The organism is Pseudoalteromonas sp. SR43-5 (genome assembly GCF_014163835.1).
Classification (GTDB): domain Bacteria; phylum Pseudomonadota; class Gammaproteobacteria; order Enterobacterales; family Alteromonadaceae; genus Pseudoalteromonas; species Pseudoalteromonas distincta.
Genome location: NZ_JACJEA010000008.1, coordinates 109,461 through 128,555 on the forward strand (window position 1 = coordinate 109,461; position 19,095 = coordinate 128,555).

Sequence of the window (19,095 nt, forward strand, 5' to 3'; positions counted from 1 at the left end):
TTTTCATGCTAATTGATAAAATAGCTTACTGCGCTATCTTACCTTTTGTAATAGAAAAATCAGCAAACCTAATACGTTCTTCATCAACTCGAAGGCTGTCGGTTTCAACAATTGAGCGGTAAATTCCCCACTTAGGGCGAGCAAAATCAGCATCACTAAAGCCGCGCCACATATCTATGTTTTGCTCGCTTATATTAAATATCTCTGCATTATCGCTTAAGCGCGTTAACGTCATATCAAACTTACCGTTTTCACTAAATGTAGCTTGTACAAATACCTTGACCCATTCATCTGTAATGAGTGACCAGTCGGTTTCAATGAGGTTTTTATCAAGCCCTGTGCTGTTACCGTTTTCATCAAAGCCTGCACTATATCGCACTTGCAGCTGATTACCTGTACTGTTTTTTTGTGCTCCAGAGAGCGTAATAACAGGCTGGTCGTCGTTGCCATTAGTATTATCGTTGCTGTCATTTCGAGCTTTTATTTGAAAAAAATGGCTAAACTTACTCGTAAGCTCAAGCTCGCTGCTTACTTTAAATTTCCAGCTATATTGAAATGTCTCACCCTCAAACGCCAGTGTTTCTTGTGGTGATTTATCGTAGGTTTTTATTTCGTTACGTTGTCTATCACTTACGCCTTTGTCTTTATCTTGGTCATCATCTCGGTGAGCTAAAAAGACAAAATGGTTACCAATTATCGTATCGGTATCTTCAATAATATGGACAACACTTTGATGATTGCCAGCATATAAGTCTGGAGATTCAATTGACCCTTCGCCGAAGGCATTTTCAATAAGCGTGTATGCGTCAAGCCCCGAATTAACGCCATCTGATCGCAATAAAACGTGTGATATTTTCTCAAAGCCATCAGCTTGAGCTATTGGTGCACCTACAATTGTTATGATAATTTGTGCGCTGGTACCATCTACAGAGTTTACTGTTATTGTATCTTGTAGTGTTTCACCTTCACTTAAAGATGTTATTGAAGCGTTTAAATCGTCAAGTGTGTATGACCAATCTCCACCAGCATTTAAGCTAAAAAAACCATAGCTTGTAGCGCTATTTTCTTGTGCTACAAAAGCAGCTTCACCTGATTGTTGATCCGTAATAGTTAACGAGCCTGTTATTGCATCATTACTATCGCTAATAACTTCACCTAGAGTGTTACCACCAATTGTTGCAGGAGTTTGTGAAGAAATCGCTTCATTATTTTGCACCGTAGGATCAGAGCCTGAGCTGCCACAACCAGTAACTAAACAAGATAGAAGTATAGCTGTAACTGTATTACAGGGTTTAAGGGTATATTTAGACATGAGTAGTTCTGTGGTTAATAGTAAGTTAATTAAATATTAATTTACCAATTTATTGTACAAATAACCACAACTCAATTACCAATTAACATTACCAATTTACTGATATTTTAAATTTAATTATAAAATCTATTATTTTCATAGTGATACAAAAAATTATTTCTACAGAGTGTTTATTTATATTTGTTTTAAAATAAAATTAGGTTAAACCTGAGTTACTTGAGATAATTAATACTGACATAATTATTTAGGTTCATTATGAAACTATTAGTTCGTAACTTGTCTCGTGCTACCACTGAGCATGAGCTTCGTACTTTATTTGCAGAGCACGGTAAAGTGACTACTTGTAACTTGGTACTTGATAAAGAAACTGGCCAATCTAAAGGTTTTGCCTTTGTAGAAATGCCAAACGACATAGAAAGTAAAAGCGCAATTACTGCACTTAACCAATCTACTGTTGATAAAAGTAAGATCCGCGTAAAACTTGCAGACGCATAAAGCTAACTGCAACCTATGCAAAAAAACCAGCTAATGCTGGTTTTTTGCTTTTAGTGCCCAGTATTATAAAAGAAGCAGACAGCACAAAAAATGTCTCCTGCTCAGCTAATATTGCAGCAGCAAAAAATGCAATGCCACTAGCTATAAATAAATACCCACTTTTTTACATTGGCCCATTATGTGCTCCTTTAGGTTGTTCGTTATTTATACACTTTATAAAATCAATCTGCAATTGAATGAAAAGTTCTCTATAAAAATTCGACATCGCTGCGGTGCTTCCTTTATATTGAAAGCCTAATTAAATAACAATATGAAGACTATGGCATCTACTCTTTTAAAAAGCGCTAGCCTGAGCTTTCTAGTTGCACTCTTTGGCTGCTCAGAGCCTGCAAGCGAACAAACTCCATTAGAAAATACAGCAGGTGTAAGCCTTAGCAATATTAAACAGCATATTAAAACGCTAGCCTCTGATGACTTTGAAGGCCGAGGCCCGCTTACTCATGGTGAAGTAAAAACCGTAGGCTACTTAAGCGAGCAATATAAAGCGTTGGGTTTAACCGGTGCTTATAAAGGTAAATACTTACAGCCTGTAAAAATGGCAATGGTGACAGCTAATCAGGATATGCAGTTAAAGGTAGGTGATTTAAGCTTTGAATCAGGTAAAGACTTTACCGCACGTACCGAGCAACTTCAGCCATTAATTGATGTACGCAATTCTGACGTTGTATTTGTTGGCTATGGTATTAATGCACCAGAATATAACTGGAATGACTATAAAAATATCGATGTAACTGGTAAAACTGTGGTTGTGCTAGTTAACGATCCAGGCTTTGCTACTCAAAACGACGCCCTTTTTACTGGTAATGCAATGACCTACTACGGTCGTTGGACTTATAAATATGAAGAAGCCGCTCGCCAAGGTGCAAAGGCTGTATTTATTGTTCATGAAACCGCGCCTGCGGCATATCCTTGGGGCGTAGTTGAAAGTTCAAACACCGGCACTAAATACACGTTAATGGATAACAATTTAAACGCGTCTAAATTACCGGTTATGGGCTGGCTAACACTTGATGCGACCGAGCAAATGTTTAACGCCGCAAAGCTTAACTATCAAGATTTAAAACAAGCAGCATTAAATAATGACTTTAAAGCGACGCCACTTAACTTAAAAGCAAACCTTGCCTTTAAAAACGAAGTATCACATGCCAAATCGCATAACGTAGTTGCACAAATTACAGGTAGCGAATCACCTGACGAATACGTTGTTATTAGCGCTCACTGGGACCACTTTGGTACTAAACAAACTGATACTGGCCCTAAGATTTATAATGGCGCAGTAGATAACGCTTCAGGCACTGCAGCCACGCTTGAAATAGCACGTATAATGAGCGAAATGAACAAGCAAAAACCATTTAAACGCTCAATTATTTTTGCTAACTTTACAGCAGAAGAAACGGGGTTAATTGGTTCTGAAGAATTTGCATCGGGTGCGGTTGTACCTACAAAACAAATGGTCGGTCTATTAAATATTGATGGCATGAACGTGCTTGATGGTACTGACTACATTTTACAATACGGTAAAGATTTATCGACAATGGAAAGCTATTTAGCAAAGGCTGCAAAATCACAAGGCCGTGTTGTTAAAATGGATCCTCGCCCGCAAAATGGCTTGTTTTTTAGATCAGATCATTTCTCGCTTTCTAAGCAAGGCGTGCCTAGTTTATTATTTATGAGTCTGGGTGATACCGATCCTGAGTACATTGCGCATAAATACCATAAAGAAGCAGACGACTACTCAGCTGATTGGTCGTTAGGTGGTGTTAAGCAAGATATAGATCTTATTGTTGATATAGCCACACAGCTTGCAAATAATGGCGATTGGCCAAAGTGGACGAGCGAGTCTGACTTTAAAGCCAAACGCGCGCAAGATAAGCAATAAATAGCTATTAAATAGTTATATAATATAAAAATCCTCCTACTTGGAGGATTTTTGTTTTAAACGAGCGCGCATTAATAGCGTTTCGGCCTTTGCCCCTAAATAAACATAAATAGCCAGTGCAATTAAAAGCCCTACCACTGCCAGCATCATCGCTATGGCAGGCATTAAATACTCCGATTGCCCCAAAGCCGCTTTAAACATAGTTAACAGCGCCTCAATTGATATAGCAATCAATACAGTAGAGATAAACCGTGTAATAGTGCGCCGCGTAGACGAGTGCCTAAAAATATCCTTATGCATCAGGATTTCTTCTTCGAGTATTGTTTTACCTAAATCAAATACTGCCAATGCCAAGGTGATGTAAATAATGATACTAAAGGGTTCAAGTGGGTCTGATGAGGTATCTACATGAGTTAATAGAGCGTATATATCACTAAAAACGATATTTAGTAAAAATAATACTAAGCAAAATAAGCACGCCACAATAATACCGTAACCCGCCTTGAAGTAAGGCGACATATTAGCGCGCGCAGTATCACCCATTACAAACTCAATAAGCTGCGTTAAGCTCACATCAACGACCAAGTGATGTTGATTATTAATTGGTTTTTTTAGCTCTTTAATCGCCGATATACATAAATGGTTAGTCGCTATAGAAATATAGGGATCAGTAAAGCACACTTTATCACTTGCTTTAGCGTTCAAAAAATAGGGTCGCTCGCTTAAATCTTGTTGATTACCACTTTCACCTAATTTTTTGCTGTATGCGCGTTTAAAGCAGACGTTATTACCCTGCTGCAAACCTTCTGCATTTAAACAATATTGTAATTCTAAAAATGGGTACTGCTTAATCAGATAGCGGGTATCACGCTCTTTAGTTAATCCGTCCTCAATACTCATTAAAATAGATTCAAGTAAACTGTGTATTACATGCTCATATTCGTGGTAGCGCTCAACACTACTGATATAACTCATTCGCGCCATTTTAAATACTCATTAACCTAAGTTATAAATAGATTTGCAAGTTTAAAACCAACAATAAAATAACTTAATAATCAGTAACTTGACACTATTCAAACTCAAGCTTTGCACTACTTTGGTGACTAAATAGTAATATATTAAATTAAATGCACAAAAAAGCAGCTAAGTATTAATTACTTAGCTGCTTTGTGAGTATGACTGGTAAGGTTCTACATAGAGCTTATTACTGAACCTTCGAAAACTCTTCTTTAGATAACTCGCCATTTCCATCTGTATCTAATTGATCAAAAAGCTGTACTAGTTGCGAGTTTACTTGGGCTTCTGTTTTGCTAATTACGCCGTCGCCATCTGTATCAAAAGAATCAAAATCTACCGCAGCAAACGCCGCTGAAGAAGAAGCTAGGGCTACAAGAGCTAAAGTTTTGTGTAATGTTTTCATAATCGTTTCCTTAGGCTTTGAGCCTGATTAGGGGTAAGAAGTCCTTTTCAAAGATCCTTTAGGAGTAAAGTGTCTATAAATTAATATTCAAAAAAATCATTTTCTGTCGGACCACCGCTACTTTGAACATTCAGCTCGTCAAATTGCTCTATCACTTGCACCGATTCTTCAGAGCGACTAATTGAAGCGTTGTCGTCTGCATCGCGTGTTTCAAAGTCTGTGTTTGCAAATACTACTGACGAAGAAACAATAGCCATAAGTACAAATGTTGATTGTAGCTTTTTCATAATTTAATCCTTCAAAAGTATGCGGTGTCCTAAATAAATTTGCTCTATAGTGCTCTCTAGTCACTTCCTGGTTATTCTTTTTAGTAGGCTCCCTTGCCTACTTAGGTTGTCTTTGGCAACTCAGAATTTAGATAACATCACAGAGCATTAACTGCTTAAGGCTTTAATTTTAGGCCTTAGAAAACTCATCTTCAGATAGCTCACCATCTTGGTTAGTATCGAGTTCTTCAAACTTGCTTAAAAGCTCAGCATCTACTGAGGCTTCGGCTTGGCTGATTGCGCCATTACCATCTACGTCTAGCGTATCAAAATCTGTTGCTGCAAAAGCCGCTGATGAAGAAGCTAGCGCCATTAGTACTAATGTTGATTGAAATGTTTTCATAATAGTATTCCTTCATTGGGTTGTTGCGATTAAGGCCTTTGGCTTTCATCACGTTTTGCTTAATACACTCAAGGTATTACAACTTCGGTGCCACTTTTTATTTATTATTTAAAAACAATGAGTTAAATGATATAAAGCGAGAAAAGCTTAATTTGGGGAGGTGTTATTGTTGCTATTTAGCAACAGCCATTTAACTAAAAATAATAAACCACTATAAATCAATTGGTTAAGTTTAATTAAAAAGACACACTTTTGCTAAAAAGCCAATAAGGGGGCGTTTAGGTTAGCCTTCAAAATAAACTGAATATGAACATGGAAATTACATAGGATTTATTTGCGGCTATTAAATAATTAATTTATTTACAATCAGTAAGTTATATTGTTTTTGAAATTTATTATAAAAATTTTGGAAAGATATTTTGAAATTAACTGTTTTGTTGCCAAATGGCGAATTTATCTAGGAAGGTTTCAATGCTAAAGCTAAGTTGTAGCATTCAACTCATAGTTTAATGCGCTGTAAAATGTAGGTTTGCTTAAATTAAGCAAACCTACATCGCGTGCCAGCTATTGGAGTGAGGTAAATTATATAGATTTAAACTACTTCCACCCTTGCAGCCACTTTTGGTTATCTTTTAAATCTCGCCAACTAATTGGATATTGATTTTTTGACATAACAGCCTCAGTAATACATTCAATTACATTACCGTCTTCATCAAATTCCACCTCAACAATAATGAAGTGTTTTTCTTTATTTATAGCAGGTGTTGCGGTCCATTTACTATTCAATAATTTTTTAGGGTTTAGTTTATTCATTTAGTATAACGACTCCTACTCATCTATTTATACAGCTTATATAAGGTAATTATACGACCCCAACACCAACTTAGTTCAGACTACTCTGCAACTAGCTTGCCTTTGTACATTTGCATTTGGCAATGAAAGTCATACTCACCGGCTTCAAGCGCAGGTAGTTTAACCGTATTGCCATCACCCATTGCCAGCGTTTTACTTATATCAAGCTGTGGAAATACCACTGTTTCGGCGCACGGCGCGCTGTCTTTTCTATCAAAGGTAAGTACAACCTCTTTGTTGGCTGCCACTTTAATGTGTCCTGGCTTATAAACACCGTTATCAACGACTATCGTTTCTTTGTTGTCATCACTTTGTGTTTGCTCTGGTTTGTATAGCCAAAACCAATAAATAATTGCAGCTATTAACAGTGCACCACCTATATTAATCATCAACATAATGTACTCCTTAGCTTAAATTACGATTTATTTGGTTTGAAAAAACGTAAGCGATTAGCGTTACTTACCACTGTAAGCGATGAAAGTGCCATAGCTGCACCTGCAACAACAGGGTTAAGTAGGATGCCAAAAAATGGATACAACACGCCGGCTGCAATCGGAATACCCGCCACGTTATAAATAAAGGCACCAAATAGGTTTTGTTTAATATTTGAAATAGTTGCATTACTCACTGCAATTGCATCAGCAAGGCCATGTAACGAACCACGCATTAAGGTAATGTCTGCACTTTCTATTGCAACATCGGTACCTGTACCAATTGCAAATCCTACGTCGGCTTGTGCAAGTGCGGGAGCATCGTTAATACCGTCACCTGTCATACCCACTATTTCACCATTTGCTTGGCGTTTTGTTACTTCGTTTACTTTGTCATCGGGCATTACTTCTGCAATAAAGTCATCAATACCAACTTGTTTAGCAACGGCTTGTGCAGTGGCTTTGTTGTCACCTGTTAGCATAACTAGGTGGATACCTTTATCTTGCAGGCGTTTAATAGCTTCAACTGAATCCTCTTTAATTGGATCGGCTACTGCAATAGTAGCGTGGAGCTTATTATTACTTGCAAAATACATGGGCGTTTTAGCATCACTGGCAAGTGTTTGAGCTTGCTCGATTGCATCATCAACGGCCACGTTGTATTTATCCATTAGCGCTTTATTGCCAAACAACAATGTTTGCCCGTCAACACTGCCAGTGACACCTTTACCTGTAATTGCATTAAAGTCGGCTACTTTACTTAAAGCTAAGCCCTGCTTTTTAGCGTGTGCCGTAATTGCTTGGGCTAGTGGATGCTCTGAGCTACTTTCAAGGCTTGCAACAAGTTGCATTACTGTATTTTCATCACTGTTATTAAAGGTAACTACATCGGTAACTTGCGGTGTGCCTTGAGTAATAGTGCCTGTTTTATCTAAAATCATGGTGGTGATTTTAGATGTTGTTTGCAGCGACTCACCATTTCGAATTAATATTCCTGACTCTGCAGCTTTACCAATACCCACCATAACCGACATAGGGGTTGCGAGTCCTAGCGCACAAGGACAAGCAATAATAAGTACAGTGGTAACTGCAACAACGGCATAAGCAATTGATGGCTCAGGTCCAAAGTTTAACCATACAAGGCCTGCAAGCACCGCAATAATCATGACTGTTGGTACAAATATTCCTGATATAACATCAGCTAAGCGCCCTATTGATGGCTTTGAGTTTTGTGCACGCTTTACCATATTGATAATATTGGCAAGTGTGGTTTCGCTACCAATGTGCGTGGCTTTAAATAATAAAGTGCCACTTTTATTAATACTTCCGGCAACGACTTTGTCGCCCGTTTTTTTGCTTACAGCCATTGGCTCACCAGTAAGCATTGACTCATCAACCGTACTGCTGCCTTCAATAACATCGCCATCCACAGGGATTTTTTCACCCGGGCGTACGCGTACTTCATCATTTTTTACAACATCACTAATGTCGATGTCTTGCTCTTGACCATCGCGAATAACGCGTGCAGTTTTTGGTTGCAGGCCAATTAAGCGTTTAATTGCTTGTGAGGTGCGCCCACGTGCTTTTACTTCAAAAGCGAGCCCTAAACTAATTAAACCGATGATCATCGATGATGCTTCAAAATATACGTGTCTTGCGACTTGTGGTAATAAGTTTGGTGCTATTACCACAAACATTGAATACAACCACGCAGTACCTGTACCAAGCGCTATTAATGTATCCATATTGGCAGCATGGTTTTTGAATGCCTGCCATGCACCGTTGTAAAATTGTTTACCTGATATAGCCATAACCACAAGCGTGACTATACCCACTAAAAACCAGGCTATTCGTTGTGTGTCGGTGGTCACACTCATATCAAAAATAAGCCCGTATATCATTAACGGTGCACCGACCCCTAACGCTAATATCATATTACGCATTAGCTTTTTGTAATGTGCCTCATCCGATTTTGCTTTTTCATCAAGTGCATCTTGATCAGACTCGTTACTCATTGGCTTAGCTGAATAACCAATGTTTTCGACTGCTTTAATAAGCGTGCTTTCGCGGGCTTTACCTTCTACACGTACTGTACGCTGTGCAAAGTTCATTTCTACATTTTGCGCACCTTGCACGCTATTAAGGGCTTTTTCAATTTTAGCCACACAACTGCCGCAATTAGCGCCTTCAATAATAAAGTTTTGCGCGGTGTCTTTTGTATTAGTCGTCATTACGCTGCTCCTTATTTGCAGAATCGTTTATTGGATCAACAAAAGATTCTATTAAACTACACACGTCACTGGCATTTGCACCATCGGCTGATGTATCCCATTGCGCCAGAGCTGCATGCATTCTATTTCGTAATTTTAATGTTTCTTGAAATAGTGCTTCGGTTTCTTCTAGGCGTTTAGTAATGAGTTTACGCGTTAACGGACAAGGACAATTCCCCTGCTCAGACTCGCCTATAATTTGTTGAATATCTTTGAGTGAAAAACCAAGTTGACGAGAGCTAATAATAAACTTTAAACGCTGCTGGTCTTGCTTTGTATATTCTTGATAACCATTTCCTTCACTGCGTATTGGATGAAGTAACCCAATGCGTGTGTAATGACGAACAGTATCTGCAGTCACGCCCATTAACTTGGCGAGTTGTTTAACATACATAATTTAACTCCGTCGTGTTTCAATAGCTTCATAATAAACCTAGGTGCAACACATAGGTCAATGGCTATTTTAAAACTAACAAAATAATACTAATTGGCTTAATTAAGTGCTCTATTTAAGACAATAAATCGAGTGGATAACAAGGCAAAGGTTTCGTTATTTAGTTGTTATTACTAATTGCCCCTGCATTCATGCCGTCGTATATAAAAAATGTTTTATGCAGTTAGCGCCGTACTTAATCCCTCAAATTGATTAAGTATTGTTGCTCATTGGTATAGTGACACAAACATAATTAACTTAAGCTGATATTGGCCGTGTATTATCTGAAGGGGATGTAATTTAGCAGAGAAGCGCCTAAGTAAGGCGCGTATTAATCTAAGGGCGTGTTGATCATTGGTGATTTAATTTATGCAGACTGTTTGGTCTTTAGGCAAGGCAGAGCCTATATAGTGTGGTTACCCCCCATAAACAGGCGATAACGCAGCATAAATACCAAACATGCGCTGCCCTAGTTTGATTCGCTACGGCTTTGCTCTAATTCGTCGCTTAGTTGCTGCGCTAAAGTTTGTATTTTAGGCATAGCATCTTTCATTAAGCTTTGTGACATTTGCATAGACTCTTGCATTACAACAGGCATTTTTTCGAGTATTTTTTGCCCTGTATCTGTTTTATAAAACGCTAACATATCGGCAATCTCTTGCTCACTAAAATGCTTGTCGTATACATTGACCATCATTGGCTGCATTTTAGCCCAGCTCATTTCGGTTTTTAATACCGTCGTCATGTCGCCGTAGTACTTATCAAAAATTGCTTGCTCAGAAGGCTTAACACCCATTTGGTCTGACATGCCTTTCATCATACCTTCAACCTGGCCGTACATAGAATCAACCATTGAATCTAAATTCATTACACTAATGAGTTCATCTATTTTTTGCTGCTTAGTATTTTGTTCAGCATATAAACTACTAGAAAAAATTAGCAATGATAAAAGTAGTACCTTACCCATAATAATATCCTTTCATATAAATAATGAATTTATAGTCACATGAATAGTTTGTATTGTAAAGGGTACAAGCAATCATTAAAAAGGCCGAATAAAATGAATTTATTCGGCCTTTTATAAATTACTTTTTGCGTTAGTCGTCTTCTACATTATCTAGGCCTTTAGTGCCTTCTTTGGCTTTTAGCTTATGATGAATAGCTGACTTTATTAGCATGTAACCACTAATCGGTGCTGTAATTAGTAAAAATATAGTAATGAGTATTTCTTTAACACTTAGGCCATGCTCTGAACTTGCAAAATAAACCATAGCCGCAATTAACATACTCGCCATGCCTAACGTGGTTGCTTTAGTTGGTCCATGCAAACGCATAAAAAAGTCAGGTAGTTTAATTAAACCTATTGAGCCAATTAAAATAAACGTACCACCAAATAACAATAATATTGATACAACCCATTCGCTGATCATGTTTTCACCTTATTCAATTATATCGCCACGTAGTAAATACTTACACACTGCAACCGTACTTATAAAACCTAGCATGGCAATAAGCAGTGCAGCTTCAAAATAAAGCCCTGTATCCATACTAATGCTGTATAAAATAATCAGTGCGATGACGTTAATGTACATAGTATCGAGCGCTAAAACACGGTCAGGCACTGACGGACCGATGATCAATCGCCATAAGTTAAGCAATAATGATAAGCCAATCATCGAAAAAACAATGAGTAATACAGTATCTAACATTGAAATATCTCCTTTAGTGGAGCTTCGTAGCGTTGTTTTATTTGTTTGATAAGTGCTTCTTCATCTTTAAGGTCAAGCACATGTATTAATAAGTAGCGTTGCGTTGGCTCTTCACCTTCAGGTAACGACTCAGCAATTGGATAAACCTCTGCACTCACAGTACCAGGTGTAAGCGATACACAACTAGCCAATATAGTAATTGGCATGTCGTGTGTTAAATCTATAGGAACTTTTATAAAGGCCGGACGCAATTTTTTTGATGGTCCAAGTATAAGTAAAGCCACTTGTAAATTTGCAACAACAATATCGTACAGCACTATAAGTAACTGTTTAAGCGCCAAGCCTGGCTTTAAAATCAGTGGCTGAGGGTCTCGAAACGAAAAACTTAAAATAGGGATAAGTATCGCAAAAATAGTCGCTAATACTAAGTGCCCTACCGATACGCTATTGTTTAACAATAACCAAACCATAAACAAAAATAAGCTACGAAATGGCGTTGGTAACCAACGAAAACGGGCTTGTAATCTCATCACATGCCTCCTTTAAGTACAGCATTAATACCGCCGCTTAGATCATGTAACTGAGTAGCAGCATTTAGCATATATTCACTTATTGGTCCGCCCAAAATAACGAGCAATGGCGAACATGCAAGTAAAGCTATAATTACAGTTACCTGCAACGGGTGTGCACTTGCACAATCGGCATTTTCGCTACTTTTGCTTCTATGCTCCCAGAACAAAGTTGTGCCAGCGCGCGAAAGCGCAACTAACAACGCAAAACTTGTTACTAAATATACTGGCCAAAATAGTAAAGCTTGCTCACTGTTTAATGTCGCTTTAAGTATCCAAATTTTACCTACAAAGCCTGACAGTGGTGGCATACCAACTACCGTTAAAGACGCAATAATAAAGCACACACCTAATAAAAATGGCTGTTTTACAGAGCGACCTGCTACTAGTCTATCGCCAACTTTACCGCGCTGGATTGAAACTAAGTCTGCTAGTAAAAATAGTGCGGCACTAACAAGTGTTGAATGCACTAAATAATATAAAAGTGCAGCAGTGGCATTTACATTTTGCAATGCTATTAGCGCAACCAGCGTACCTACCGATACTAATACTAAGTTAGAGGTGAGTTTACGTAAGTCTTGTGCTGCCATCACACCAATTGCACCTACTATAATGGTCGCAATTGCTAAGCCCCAAAGCCAAGGCTGCGCCATGTGTTCAAGCGCTCCGGCTTGTTCACCAAATATCACCGTATAAACACGAAGCATAGCGTAAACGCCTACTTTAGTCATAATCGCAAACAATGCAGCAACCACAGGTTTAGCACTTGCGTAAGTATTTGGAAGCCATAAATGCAGAGGTAATAGTGCGCCTTTTAAAGCAAATACTATTAATAGCAGTAAGCCGCCTGCTTTTGCTAGATATACATCATCACCTGTAAGTAGTGATACCTTTTGCGTCATATCTGCAATATTAAGCGTACCAAGCACACCGTACAAAATACCCAAACCAATTAAAAATACGCTTGAGCCAACTAAATTCAATATTACATATTGCAATGCCGCGCGAGTATTTTGTTTATCACCTGCGTGCATTAACAATGCATAAGATGCAATCAGTAGCACTTCAAAAAATACAAATAGGTTAAATAAATCGCCAGTTAAAAACGCGCCATTTACACCTAATATCAAAAAGTGAACAAGTGGGTGATAAAAGCTGCCTTTTTCATCATCGCCAGCACTACCATATAAAATAGCGCCCAAACCTAAAAATGAAGTTAACGTAACCAATAAGGTAGACAACATATCTGCTACTAAGACTATTCCAAATGGTGCAGACCAATTACCAATAGCGTAAACGTTAATACCTGTATTATTAACATGTACAAGTAAAAGCACACTAATGGCAAAAGTAGCTATTGCCATTACAATTGAAACTAAGCGGCGAATTTTAACGCTTTTACCACATGGTGGCAGCAATAAAATAACAGCCGTCAGCATAGGTAATAAAATAGGGAGCGAAGCTAAATGTTGGATCATTTTTGCTCCTTATTATCTGCAGAGGTGTTGGGCACATAACCATCAACATGGTCGCTACCTAAATCGGCGCGTCCACGTATTGCCAAAATAACCACGAATGCGGTCATCGCAAAACCAATAACAATAGCTGTAAGCACTAAAGCTTGAGGTAGAGGATCGGCGTATTCTGTACCAGTACCAAGCACTACCGCTTTATTAATAGTAAGACGACCTGCTGAAAACAAAAATAAGTTAACAGCATATGAAATCATAGTAAGCCCAAGTACTACAGGGAACGTACGAGCTCTTAGCAGTAAAAACACACCGCAACTGACCAATACTCCAACGCAAGATGCGTACAATAATTCCATTAAATATTTACCTCTTTTTTCTGGGTATCTGCCGTCATATTACCTAAGCTTGCCAAAATCATTAGCGTAGCGCCTACAACCGTTAAGTAAACACCTAGGTCAAATGCAATCGCGCTGGCAAGCTCTGTTTTACCGACAAACGGAATATCAAAGTAGTCAAACCAAGTTGTTAAAAATGGCTTATCAAAGAACCAGCTACCCACACCAGTGAACAGTGAAATACCAATGCCTGAAGCTATGATTTTACGATAATTAACATCAAAACGTCCGTTTATCCATGCTGTACCATGCGCCATGTATTGCAAAATAAACGCGATTGACGTTACCAGTCCAGCAATAAAGCCACCGCCAGGTAAGTTATGTCCGCGTAAGAAAATATATGCAGAAACCAATAACGCAAGCGGTAATAAACTTTGTGAAATACTCGCCAGTAAGATTGGATGGCGCTCTCGTGCCCATGGGCGCCCTTCGCTGTCACTTGCTGGCATAAATAATGGGATTCGAGAAAGTACTTTAAATATACCTAATGCGGCAATGCCTAATACGGTAATTTCACCAAGCGTATCAAAGCCCCTAAAGTCGACTAAAATAACGTTAACTACATTAGTACCACCGCCACCAATTTTAGCGTTAGCAATAAAGAAGTCTGAGATTGAATCTAATGGACGTGTAAGTAATGCATAACAGATACTCGCTATAACTACACCTAAAGTAGAGGCAATTCCTAAATCTCGAAGTACACGTAATGAACTTGATTCTTTTGGCGTATGCTGGGGCAAGAAAAACAATGCCAGCATAAGTAAAATAATAGTAACAACCTCAACAGTTAACTGTGTAAGCGCTAAATCTGGAGCAGAAAAACGTGTGAACACAACCGATACCATTAACCCTACGATTGAGAGCATTAACAACGATACCATTCGAGAGCGATGCCAAATAACGGTAGCAAGAGCACCAATAATCAATAAGCCCGCACCAATTGCATTGTGCACATCAACAGGGGTAAGTGGCATGCTGCCAGCAAGTTGTTGCATTTCAAATAATGGCCAACCGGCACACAGTAAGACTACCGCTAACATAATTACTAGGTAGCGCTGCAGCGATCCATTTTCGATACTGCTTACCTTTGACTGACACCAGGCAACAACACTTAAAATTACACGTTCAAAGGTTTTTTTAGCATTTAAAGGTGGTAATGATGCTTGAAACTGAAATAGATATTTACGATTAATATAAATAAATAAACCGCCAGCAATCGCCATTGCACTCATTAGTAGAGGCAAGTTAAACCCGTGCCAAATAGCCAATTCGTAAACTGGCATTTCTTTTCCAAGTACAGCTAAAGAGGCCGCAGACAAAATGCCATCAATCGTAAAGTGTGGGAACATACCCACTAGCAAACAAATCACAACTAATATTTCTATTGGTACACGCATATAACGTGGCGGTTCGTGCGGCGTGCGAGGTAAATCAATTGGTTCACCATTAAAGAACACGTCATGAATAAAGCGAGCGGAGTACGCAACAGCTAATGCACCTGCAACCGTTGCCAGTACTGGAATTAACCACGACATAGAACCAAGCACTTGCTGATGCAGCGTTTCTGCAAAAAACATTTCTTTAGATAAAAACCCATTAAGTAATGGAACCCCTGCCATAGCAGCCGCCGCGACCATTGCAAGCGTTGCAGTGTATGGTAAGTATCGCCACATACCATTTAATTTACGCATATCGCGCGTGCCTGTTTCATGATCGATAATACCAACGGCCATAAATAACGACGCTTTAAACGTTGCATGGTTAATTATATGAAATATAGCAGCAACAGTCGCAAGCTCAGTATCAAGCCCGAGTAATAGCGTTATTAAACCCAAATGGCTTATTGTTGAGTAAGCTAACAATCCTTTTAAATCGTGTTTGAATAATGCTATGTAAGCACCAAACAACAGCGTAGCTAAACCTGTTAACCCAACAAGTAAGAACCACGTATCGGTGCCAGCTAAAGCAGGATGAAAACGTGCTAATAAAAATATACCGGCTTTTACCATGGTTGCAGAATGTAAATACGCGCTCACTGGCGTAGGCGCTGCCATTGCATGAGGAAGCCAAAAATGAAATGGAAATTGTGCCGATTTAGTAAACGCACCCAATAGCACCAATACTAATGCTACTTCGTATAAATCGTGAGATTGAATTATCGCTTTACTCGCTAGGATAACATCTAGGTCATAACTACCAACAATATCACCTAATAGCATTAAGCCTGCAAGTAACGCTAAGCCGCCCGCGCCTGTTACAGCAAGAGCCATACGAGCACCCTTTCGCGCTTCAGACTTATGCCACCAAAAACTAATTAATAAAAATGAGCTGATGCTCGTTAATTCCCAAAACAACCACAGCTGAATAACATTGTTAGACATAACAATGCCAAGCATTGCAGTCATAAACAGCATTAAATAACTATATAACTTAGCCATTGAGTCGTTGGCACTGAGGTAGTAACGCGTGTAGAGGATAACGAGCAAGCCTATGCCTAAAATCATAAACATAAACAATAAACTGAGGCCGTCTAACCGCAGAGATAGGTCGAGCCCTATTGACGGGATCCAAGCGAAAGAGTAACGAATGGTTTCGCCCGCTAAAACTGCAGGTGCATGGTATAAAGTTATTCCCAAAGCCGTTAAAGGCGCAAGAGCCGTTAAACTAGTGCTTAAATTGCGGGATAACTTACCTGTGCATGCAGAAATAACACTGCCAATTAAGGATAACAAGGGTATCCAGAGCAAAGTCATAATGTAGGGCCTTTTATAATCATAAGTTTATCAGGGCATCTCTTTTTAATACGAAGGGATGCTTTTACTGCCTGTTTTTAAACGACATTAATGACTATAGTTATACTGAAAAACACTGATTTTGTCTATAAAAAGCGGTTCTGTATGGGTGTTTTTTAAACATGAACTAACAATTTATTAAGCCTACAAAAACAATTAATTAATACTGATAATTGTTAATTTAATATGGCCTTATTTGCAAATGTAAGCGCGCTGGAGTGGCGATAAGAATTACCATTGGTCATATCTAAATGCTTCAACCAAATCTCTCTATACTGCGCCGAGAGCCCTAACTGCTGATATTGCATAATAGACCAATTTTCACTAGGTTTATATGCAACACCACCTATCTGGCAACTCTTTGCTTTATGCCAGCCTATTGGGGGCGACTCATCATGAGAGATAAATAAATTAGGTGCCACAAAACCCGTTTTTGCACACAACCATGCTTGTTTAGCTTTAGGTAGCGCATATTCATCTTCAAAACCGTTAAAATGCATCAACTCATGCAAAAACACACTGTATTTTGCTTTTGAGTTTATTAGCATTGTTCCTTTAGTAACATTAGCCGTTCCATCTTTTGGCATCATTACTATAAAATTAAAATTGTTAGGAAGCTGGTTATTGAGTTTAGCTGATTGCCAGTCACACTTTGCTATTTGATTAGTGCTACTTTTACACTCAAGCATACCTGCAACGTAAACTGGTTTTGAAAAGCAAAAAATATTTTCACGGGGCTCTGGCTGTTTATTATAAGCATTAATAAACTCGGTGAGTTTATATAAGCCACTGCGATGATCGCTCATAGTCAGCACGTTAAACATACATTGCTTATTAGGTTTACTTATATTTATTAAAGATGAAAAACCGAGAGCGTGGATAAACTCACTAGATACTTTACTTTGTGGTGTTTTTAACTGAAGCTTTAGATGATTTAGCACATCCCCAGCTGGTAATTTTTTTTTACTAGCTAGTAACTTTAAATCGCTCCAACGTGAGTGCTCAAGTAACTTTGCTGCTAATATTTTACGCTCTGGGATTGTTAAGTCATTTAATGCTCTGAGCCAAAATTGTTTTGCAGTATCGCTCTGACTGTTTTTAATAAGCTTAAGAGAATACATATATTGGGCTGAAGAAATTTTACTGCGGGCTAGTATAGCTAAAGAGGTATTTGGTAACTGCTCTAAGTGATCAGAAAAATAACCAGGTGATTTCCAATAACTTTGTAGCACATTAGCTTTTGCGTTTAAAACATGCCAAAAGCCAATAGCGCCTAGGTGATTACTAGAGCCTGTAATTAACAAACAACATAGTAATACACCTATTAATTTAAAACGCTTAACTTGCGTCAACACCTTGCATCAACTCAAGCTCTAAACGCGCATATTTGTACTCAATAAACTCGTGTACATTAGTTGCTAGCGCAAGCCTAAAGTAGTCTGATGCTAAATACAGCTCACCTGCTGCTTGATGCATTTTAGCTAAATAAAAATAAGCTTCGCATAAACGCTGCGCATATTCTTGCTCAGTTCTAACACCATCACTAATGCCAGATAAAAATGCATGTTCACTCATATCCCCCGTATAAAGAGAAATTAACTGGTACGCCCATTGTGATTCATCAAGCGCAGTGGCATTTTGTTTAAGTGCATCAAGCGCAACGGCTTTATCCTCTTGTGCTTGTGCTAAATAAACCCATAAAACTCGGTACGGATCTTTTGGAGAGCGAGCTAAAAATTCATTAAAATCATTTTTAGCAAGGCCTGCTCTGTCGCCGTAATACAGTGCGATACCACGATTTAAATAGGCGTATTCATGCTCTTCATCAAGTTCTAGGGCAGAATCGAAAAACTCATAGGCTTTTTCATACTGCTGCATAAGCGTATGTTGAATACCTAAAAAATTATACACTTCAGCTAAATCAGGCTTAAGCTTTACTGCGCGATTAAAATCAATACGCGAAAGAGTTGTCATACCTAGACTATCAAAAAGTACACCACGGTCGTAATAAAGCTTAGCTTGTTGTTCTTCGCTTAAGTCGGCTCTATTTAATAGCTCTGAGTAGCGTGCAATAGCAATTTCACTTCTAAAGTCAGAAGCTAAAGGTGCAGTAAATGGCACATTAACAATCGGGGTTGGTTCTGATTCTGTTGTAGTTTGGCAAGCGCTTAAAGACAAAATAGCAAAAGATGCCAAAGCTAAATGTTTGAGTATCATTAAAATCCTTAATACCAAGATATATCGCGATTAATATAAGACAGACCTTGTCCAATAAGGTTTCATTAAAGCATAAAAAAAGGGGCTAAACAGCCCCTTTTTTACTATCTAGCTAATATA

Annotated in this window: 20 protein-coding genes; 2 read left to right on the forward strand and 18 right to left on the reverse strand. The window is 38.5% G+C overall.

Annotated features, from left to right (window positions below):
• Window positions 1-25 precede the first annotated feature (25 nt).
• Window positions 26-1,312: a VCBS domain-containing protein gene (locus H5090_RS06710; protein WP_182695327.1), complete on the reverse strand. Its 1,287-nt coding sequence runs from the start codon at window positions 1,310-1,312 to the stop codon at window positions 26-28.
• 255 nt (window positions 1,313-1,567) lie between these two features.
• On the opposite strand from H5090_RS06710, the gene H5090_RS06715 reads away from it, so the two are divergent.
• Window positions 1,568-1,807, forward strand: coding sequence for an RNA-binding protein (locus H5090_RS06715; RefSeq protein WP_002958513.1), 240 nt, complete (start codon window positions 1,568-1,570; stop codon window positions 1,805-1,807).
• A gap of 319 nt (window positions 1,808-2,126) precedes the next feature.
• The gene (locus H5090_RS06720; protein ID WP_182695328.1) at window positions 2,127-3,746 is read left to right on the forward strand and encodes a M28 family metallopeptidase; all 1,620 of its coding nucleotides are present in this window, start codon (window positions 2,127-2,129) and stop codon (window positions 3,744-3,746) included.
• A 36-nt stretch (window positions 3,747-3,782) separates the two neighbouring features.
• Here H5090_RS06720 and H5090_RS06725 read toward each other — a convergent pair whose 3' ends face one another.
• From H5090_RS06725 to nlpI, 17 genes are all read right to left on the reverse strand, one after another.
• On the reverse strand, window positions 3,783-4,730 hold the full coding sequence (locus tag H5090_RS06725; protein WP_182695329.1) for a PDC sensor domain-containing protein: 948 nt from the start codon (window positions 4,728-4,730) through the stop codon (window positions 3,783-3,785).
• 220 nt (window positions 4,731-4,950) lie between these two features.
• A complete protein-coding gene (locus tag H5090_RS06730; protein ID WP_024597051.1) occupies window positions 4,951-5,166 on the reverse strand; it encodes an EF-hand domain-containing protein in 216 nt (71 codons plus the stop codon).
• A gap of 80 nt (window positions 5,167-5,246) precedes the next feature.
• The gene (locus H5090_RS06735) at window positions 5,247-5,453 is read right to left on the reverse strand and encodes a hypothetical protein (protein WP_007585537.1); all 207 of its coding nucleotides are present in this window, start codon (window positions 5,451-5,453) and stop codon (window positions 5,247-5,249) included.
• Window positions 5,454-5,622: 169 nt separating this feature from the next.
• A complete protein-coding gene (locus H5090_RS06740) occupies window positions 5,623-5,835 on the reverse strand; it encodes a calmodulin (RefSeq protein WP_007585535.1) in 213 nt (70 codons plus the stop codon).
• A gap of 597 nt (window positions 5,836-6,432) precedes the next feature.
• Window positions 6,433-6,648, reverse strand: a complete 216-nt coding sequence (locus tag H5090_RS06745; RefSeq protein ID WP_002958506.1) for a TIGR02450 family Trp-rich protein — start codon at window positions 6,646-6,648, stop codon at window positions 6,433-6,435.
• Window positions 6,649-6,728: 80 nt separating this feature from the next.
• A complete protein-coding gene (locus H5090_RS06750) occupies window positions 6,729-7,082 on the reverse strand; it encodes a cupredoxin domain-containing protein (protein WP_008134637.1) in 354 nt (117 codons plus the stop codon).
• Window positions 7,083-7,102: 20 nt separating this feature from the next.
• Window positions 7,103-9,349 (reverse strand): heavy metal translocating P-type ATPase, encoded by a 2,247-nt coding sequence (locus tag H5090_RS06755; RefSeq protein WP_182695330.1) that lies wholly within the window; start codon window positions 9,347-9,349, stop codon window positions 7,103-7,105.
• Window positions 9,339-9,782: a MerR family transcriptional regulator gene (locus H5090_RS06760; protein ID WP_182695331.1), complete on the reverse strand. Its 444-nt coding sequence runs from the start codon at window positions 9,780-9,782 to the stop codon at window positions 9,339-9,341. The genes H5090_RS06755 and H5090_RS06760 overlap by 11 nt, the downstream gene beginning before the upstream one ends.
• A 508-nt stretch (window positions 9,783-10,290) precedes the next feature.
• Window positions 10,291-10,788 carry a DUF2059 domain-containing protein gene (locus H5090_RS06765; protein ID WP_024595964.1) on the reverse strand — a complete coding sequence of 166 codons (498 nt, stop codon included), beginning with the start codon at window positions 10,786-10,788 and terminating at the stop codon, window positions 10,291-10,293.
• A 130-nt stretch (window positions 10,789-10,918) separates the two neighbouring features.
• A complete protein-coding gene (locus H5090_RS06770) occupies window positions 10,919-11,251 on the reverse strand; it encodes a Na+/H+ antiporter subunit G (protein WP_002958501.1) in 333 nt (110 codons plus the stop codon).
• 9 nt (window positions 11,252-11,260) lie between these two features.
• Window positions 11,261-11,530 carry a K+/H+ antiporter subunit F gene (locus H5090_RS06775; protein ID WP_007378493.1) on the reverse strand — a complete coding sequence of 90 codons (270 nt, stop codon included), beginning with the start codon at window positions 11,528-11,530 and terminating at the stop codon, window positions 11,261-11,263.
• Window positions 11,524-12,060 (reverse strand): Na+/H+ antiporter subunit E, encoded by a 537-nt coding sequence (locus H5090_RS06780; RefSeq protein WP_002958499.1) that lies wholly within the window; start codon window positions 12,058-12,060, stop codon window positions 11,524-11,526. The genes H5090_RS06775 and H5090_RS06780 overlap by 7 nt, the downstream gene beginning before the upstream one ends.
• A complete protein-coding gene (locus H5090_RS06785; protein WP_024595965.1) occupies window positions 12,060-13,577 on the reverse strand; it encodes a monovalent cation/H+ antiporter subunit D in 1,518 nt (505 codons plus the stop codon). The genes H5090_RS06780 and H5090_RS06785 overlap by 1 nt, the downstream gene beginning before the upstream one ends.
• On the reverse strand, window positions 13,574-13,927 hold the full coding sequence (locus H5090_RS06790; protein ID WP_010554685.1) for a Na+/H+ antiporter subunit C: 354 nt from the start codon (window positions 13,925-13,927) through the stop codon (window positions 13,574-13,576). The genes H5090_RS06785 and H5090_RS06790 overlap by 4 nt, the downstream gene beginning before the upstream one ends.
• Window positions 13,927-16,719, reverse strand: a complete 2,793-nt coding sequence (locus tag H5090_RS06795; RefSeq protein ID WP_024603510.1) for a monovalent cation/H+ antiporter subunit A — start codon at window positions 16,717-16,719, stop codon at window positions 13,927-13,929. The genes H5090_RS06790 and H5090_RS06795 overlap by 1 nt, the downstream gene beginning before the upstream one ends.
• A 215-nt stretch (window positions 16,720-16,934) precedes the next feature.
• Window positions 16,935-18,110: a hypothetical protein gene (locus tag H5090_RS06800; RefSeq protein ID WP_182695335.1), complete on the reverse strand. Its 1,176-nt coding sequence runs from the start codon at window positions 18,108-18,110 to the stop codon at window positions 16,935-16,937.
• Window positions 18,097-18,975, reverse strand: a complete 879-nt coding sequence (gene nlpI, locus H5090_RS06805; protein WP_002958493.1) for a lipoprotein NlpI — start codon at window positions 18,973-18,975, stop codon at window positions 18,097-18,099. Before nlpI ends, H5090_RS06800 begins: the two co-directional genes overlap by 14 nt.
• Window positions 18,976-19,095 lie beyond the last annotated feature (120 nt).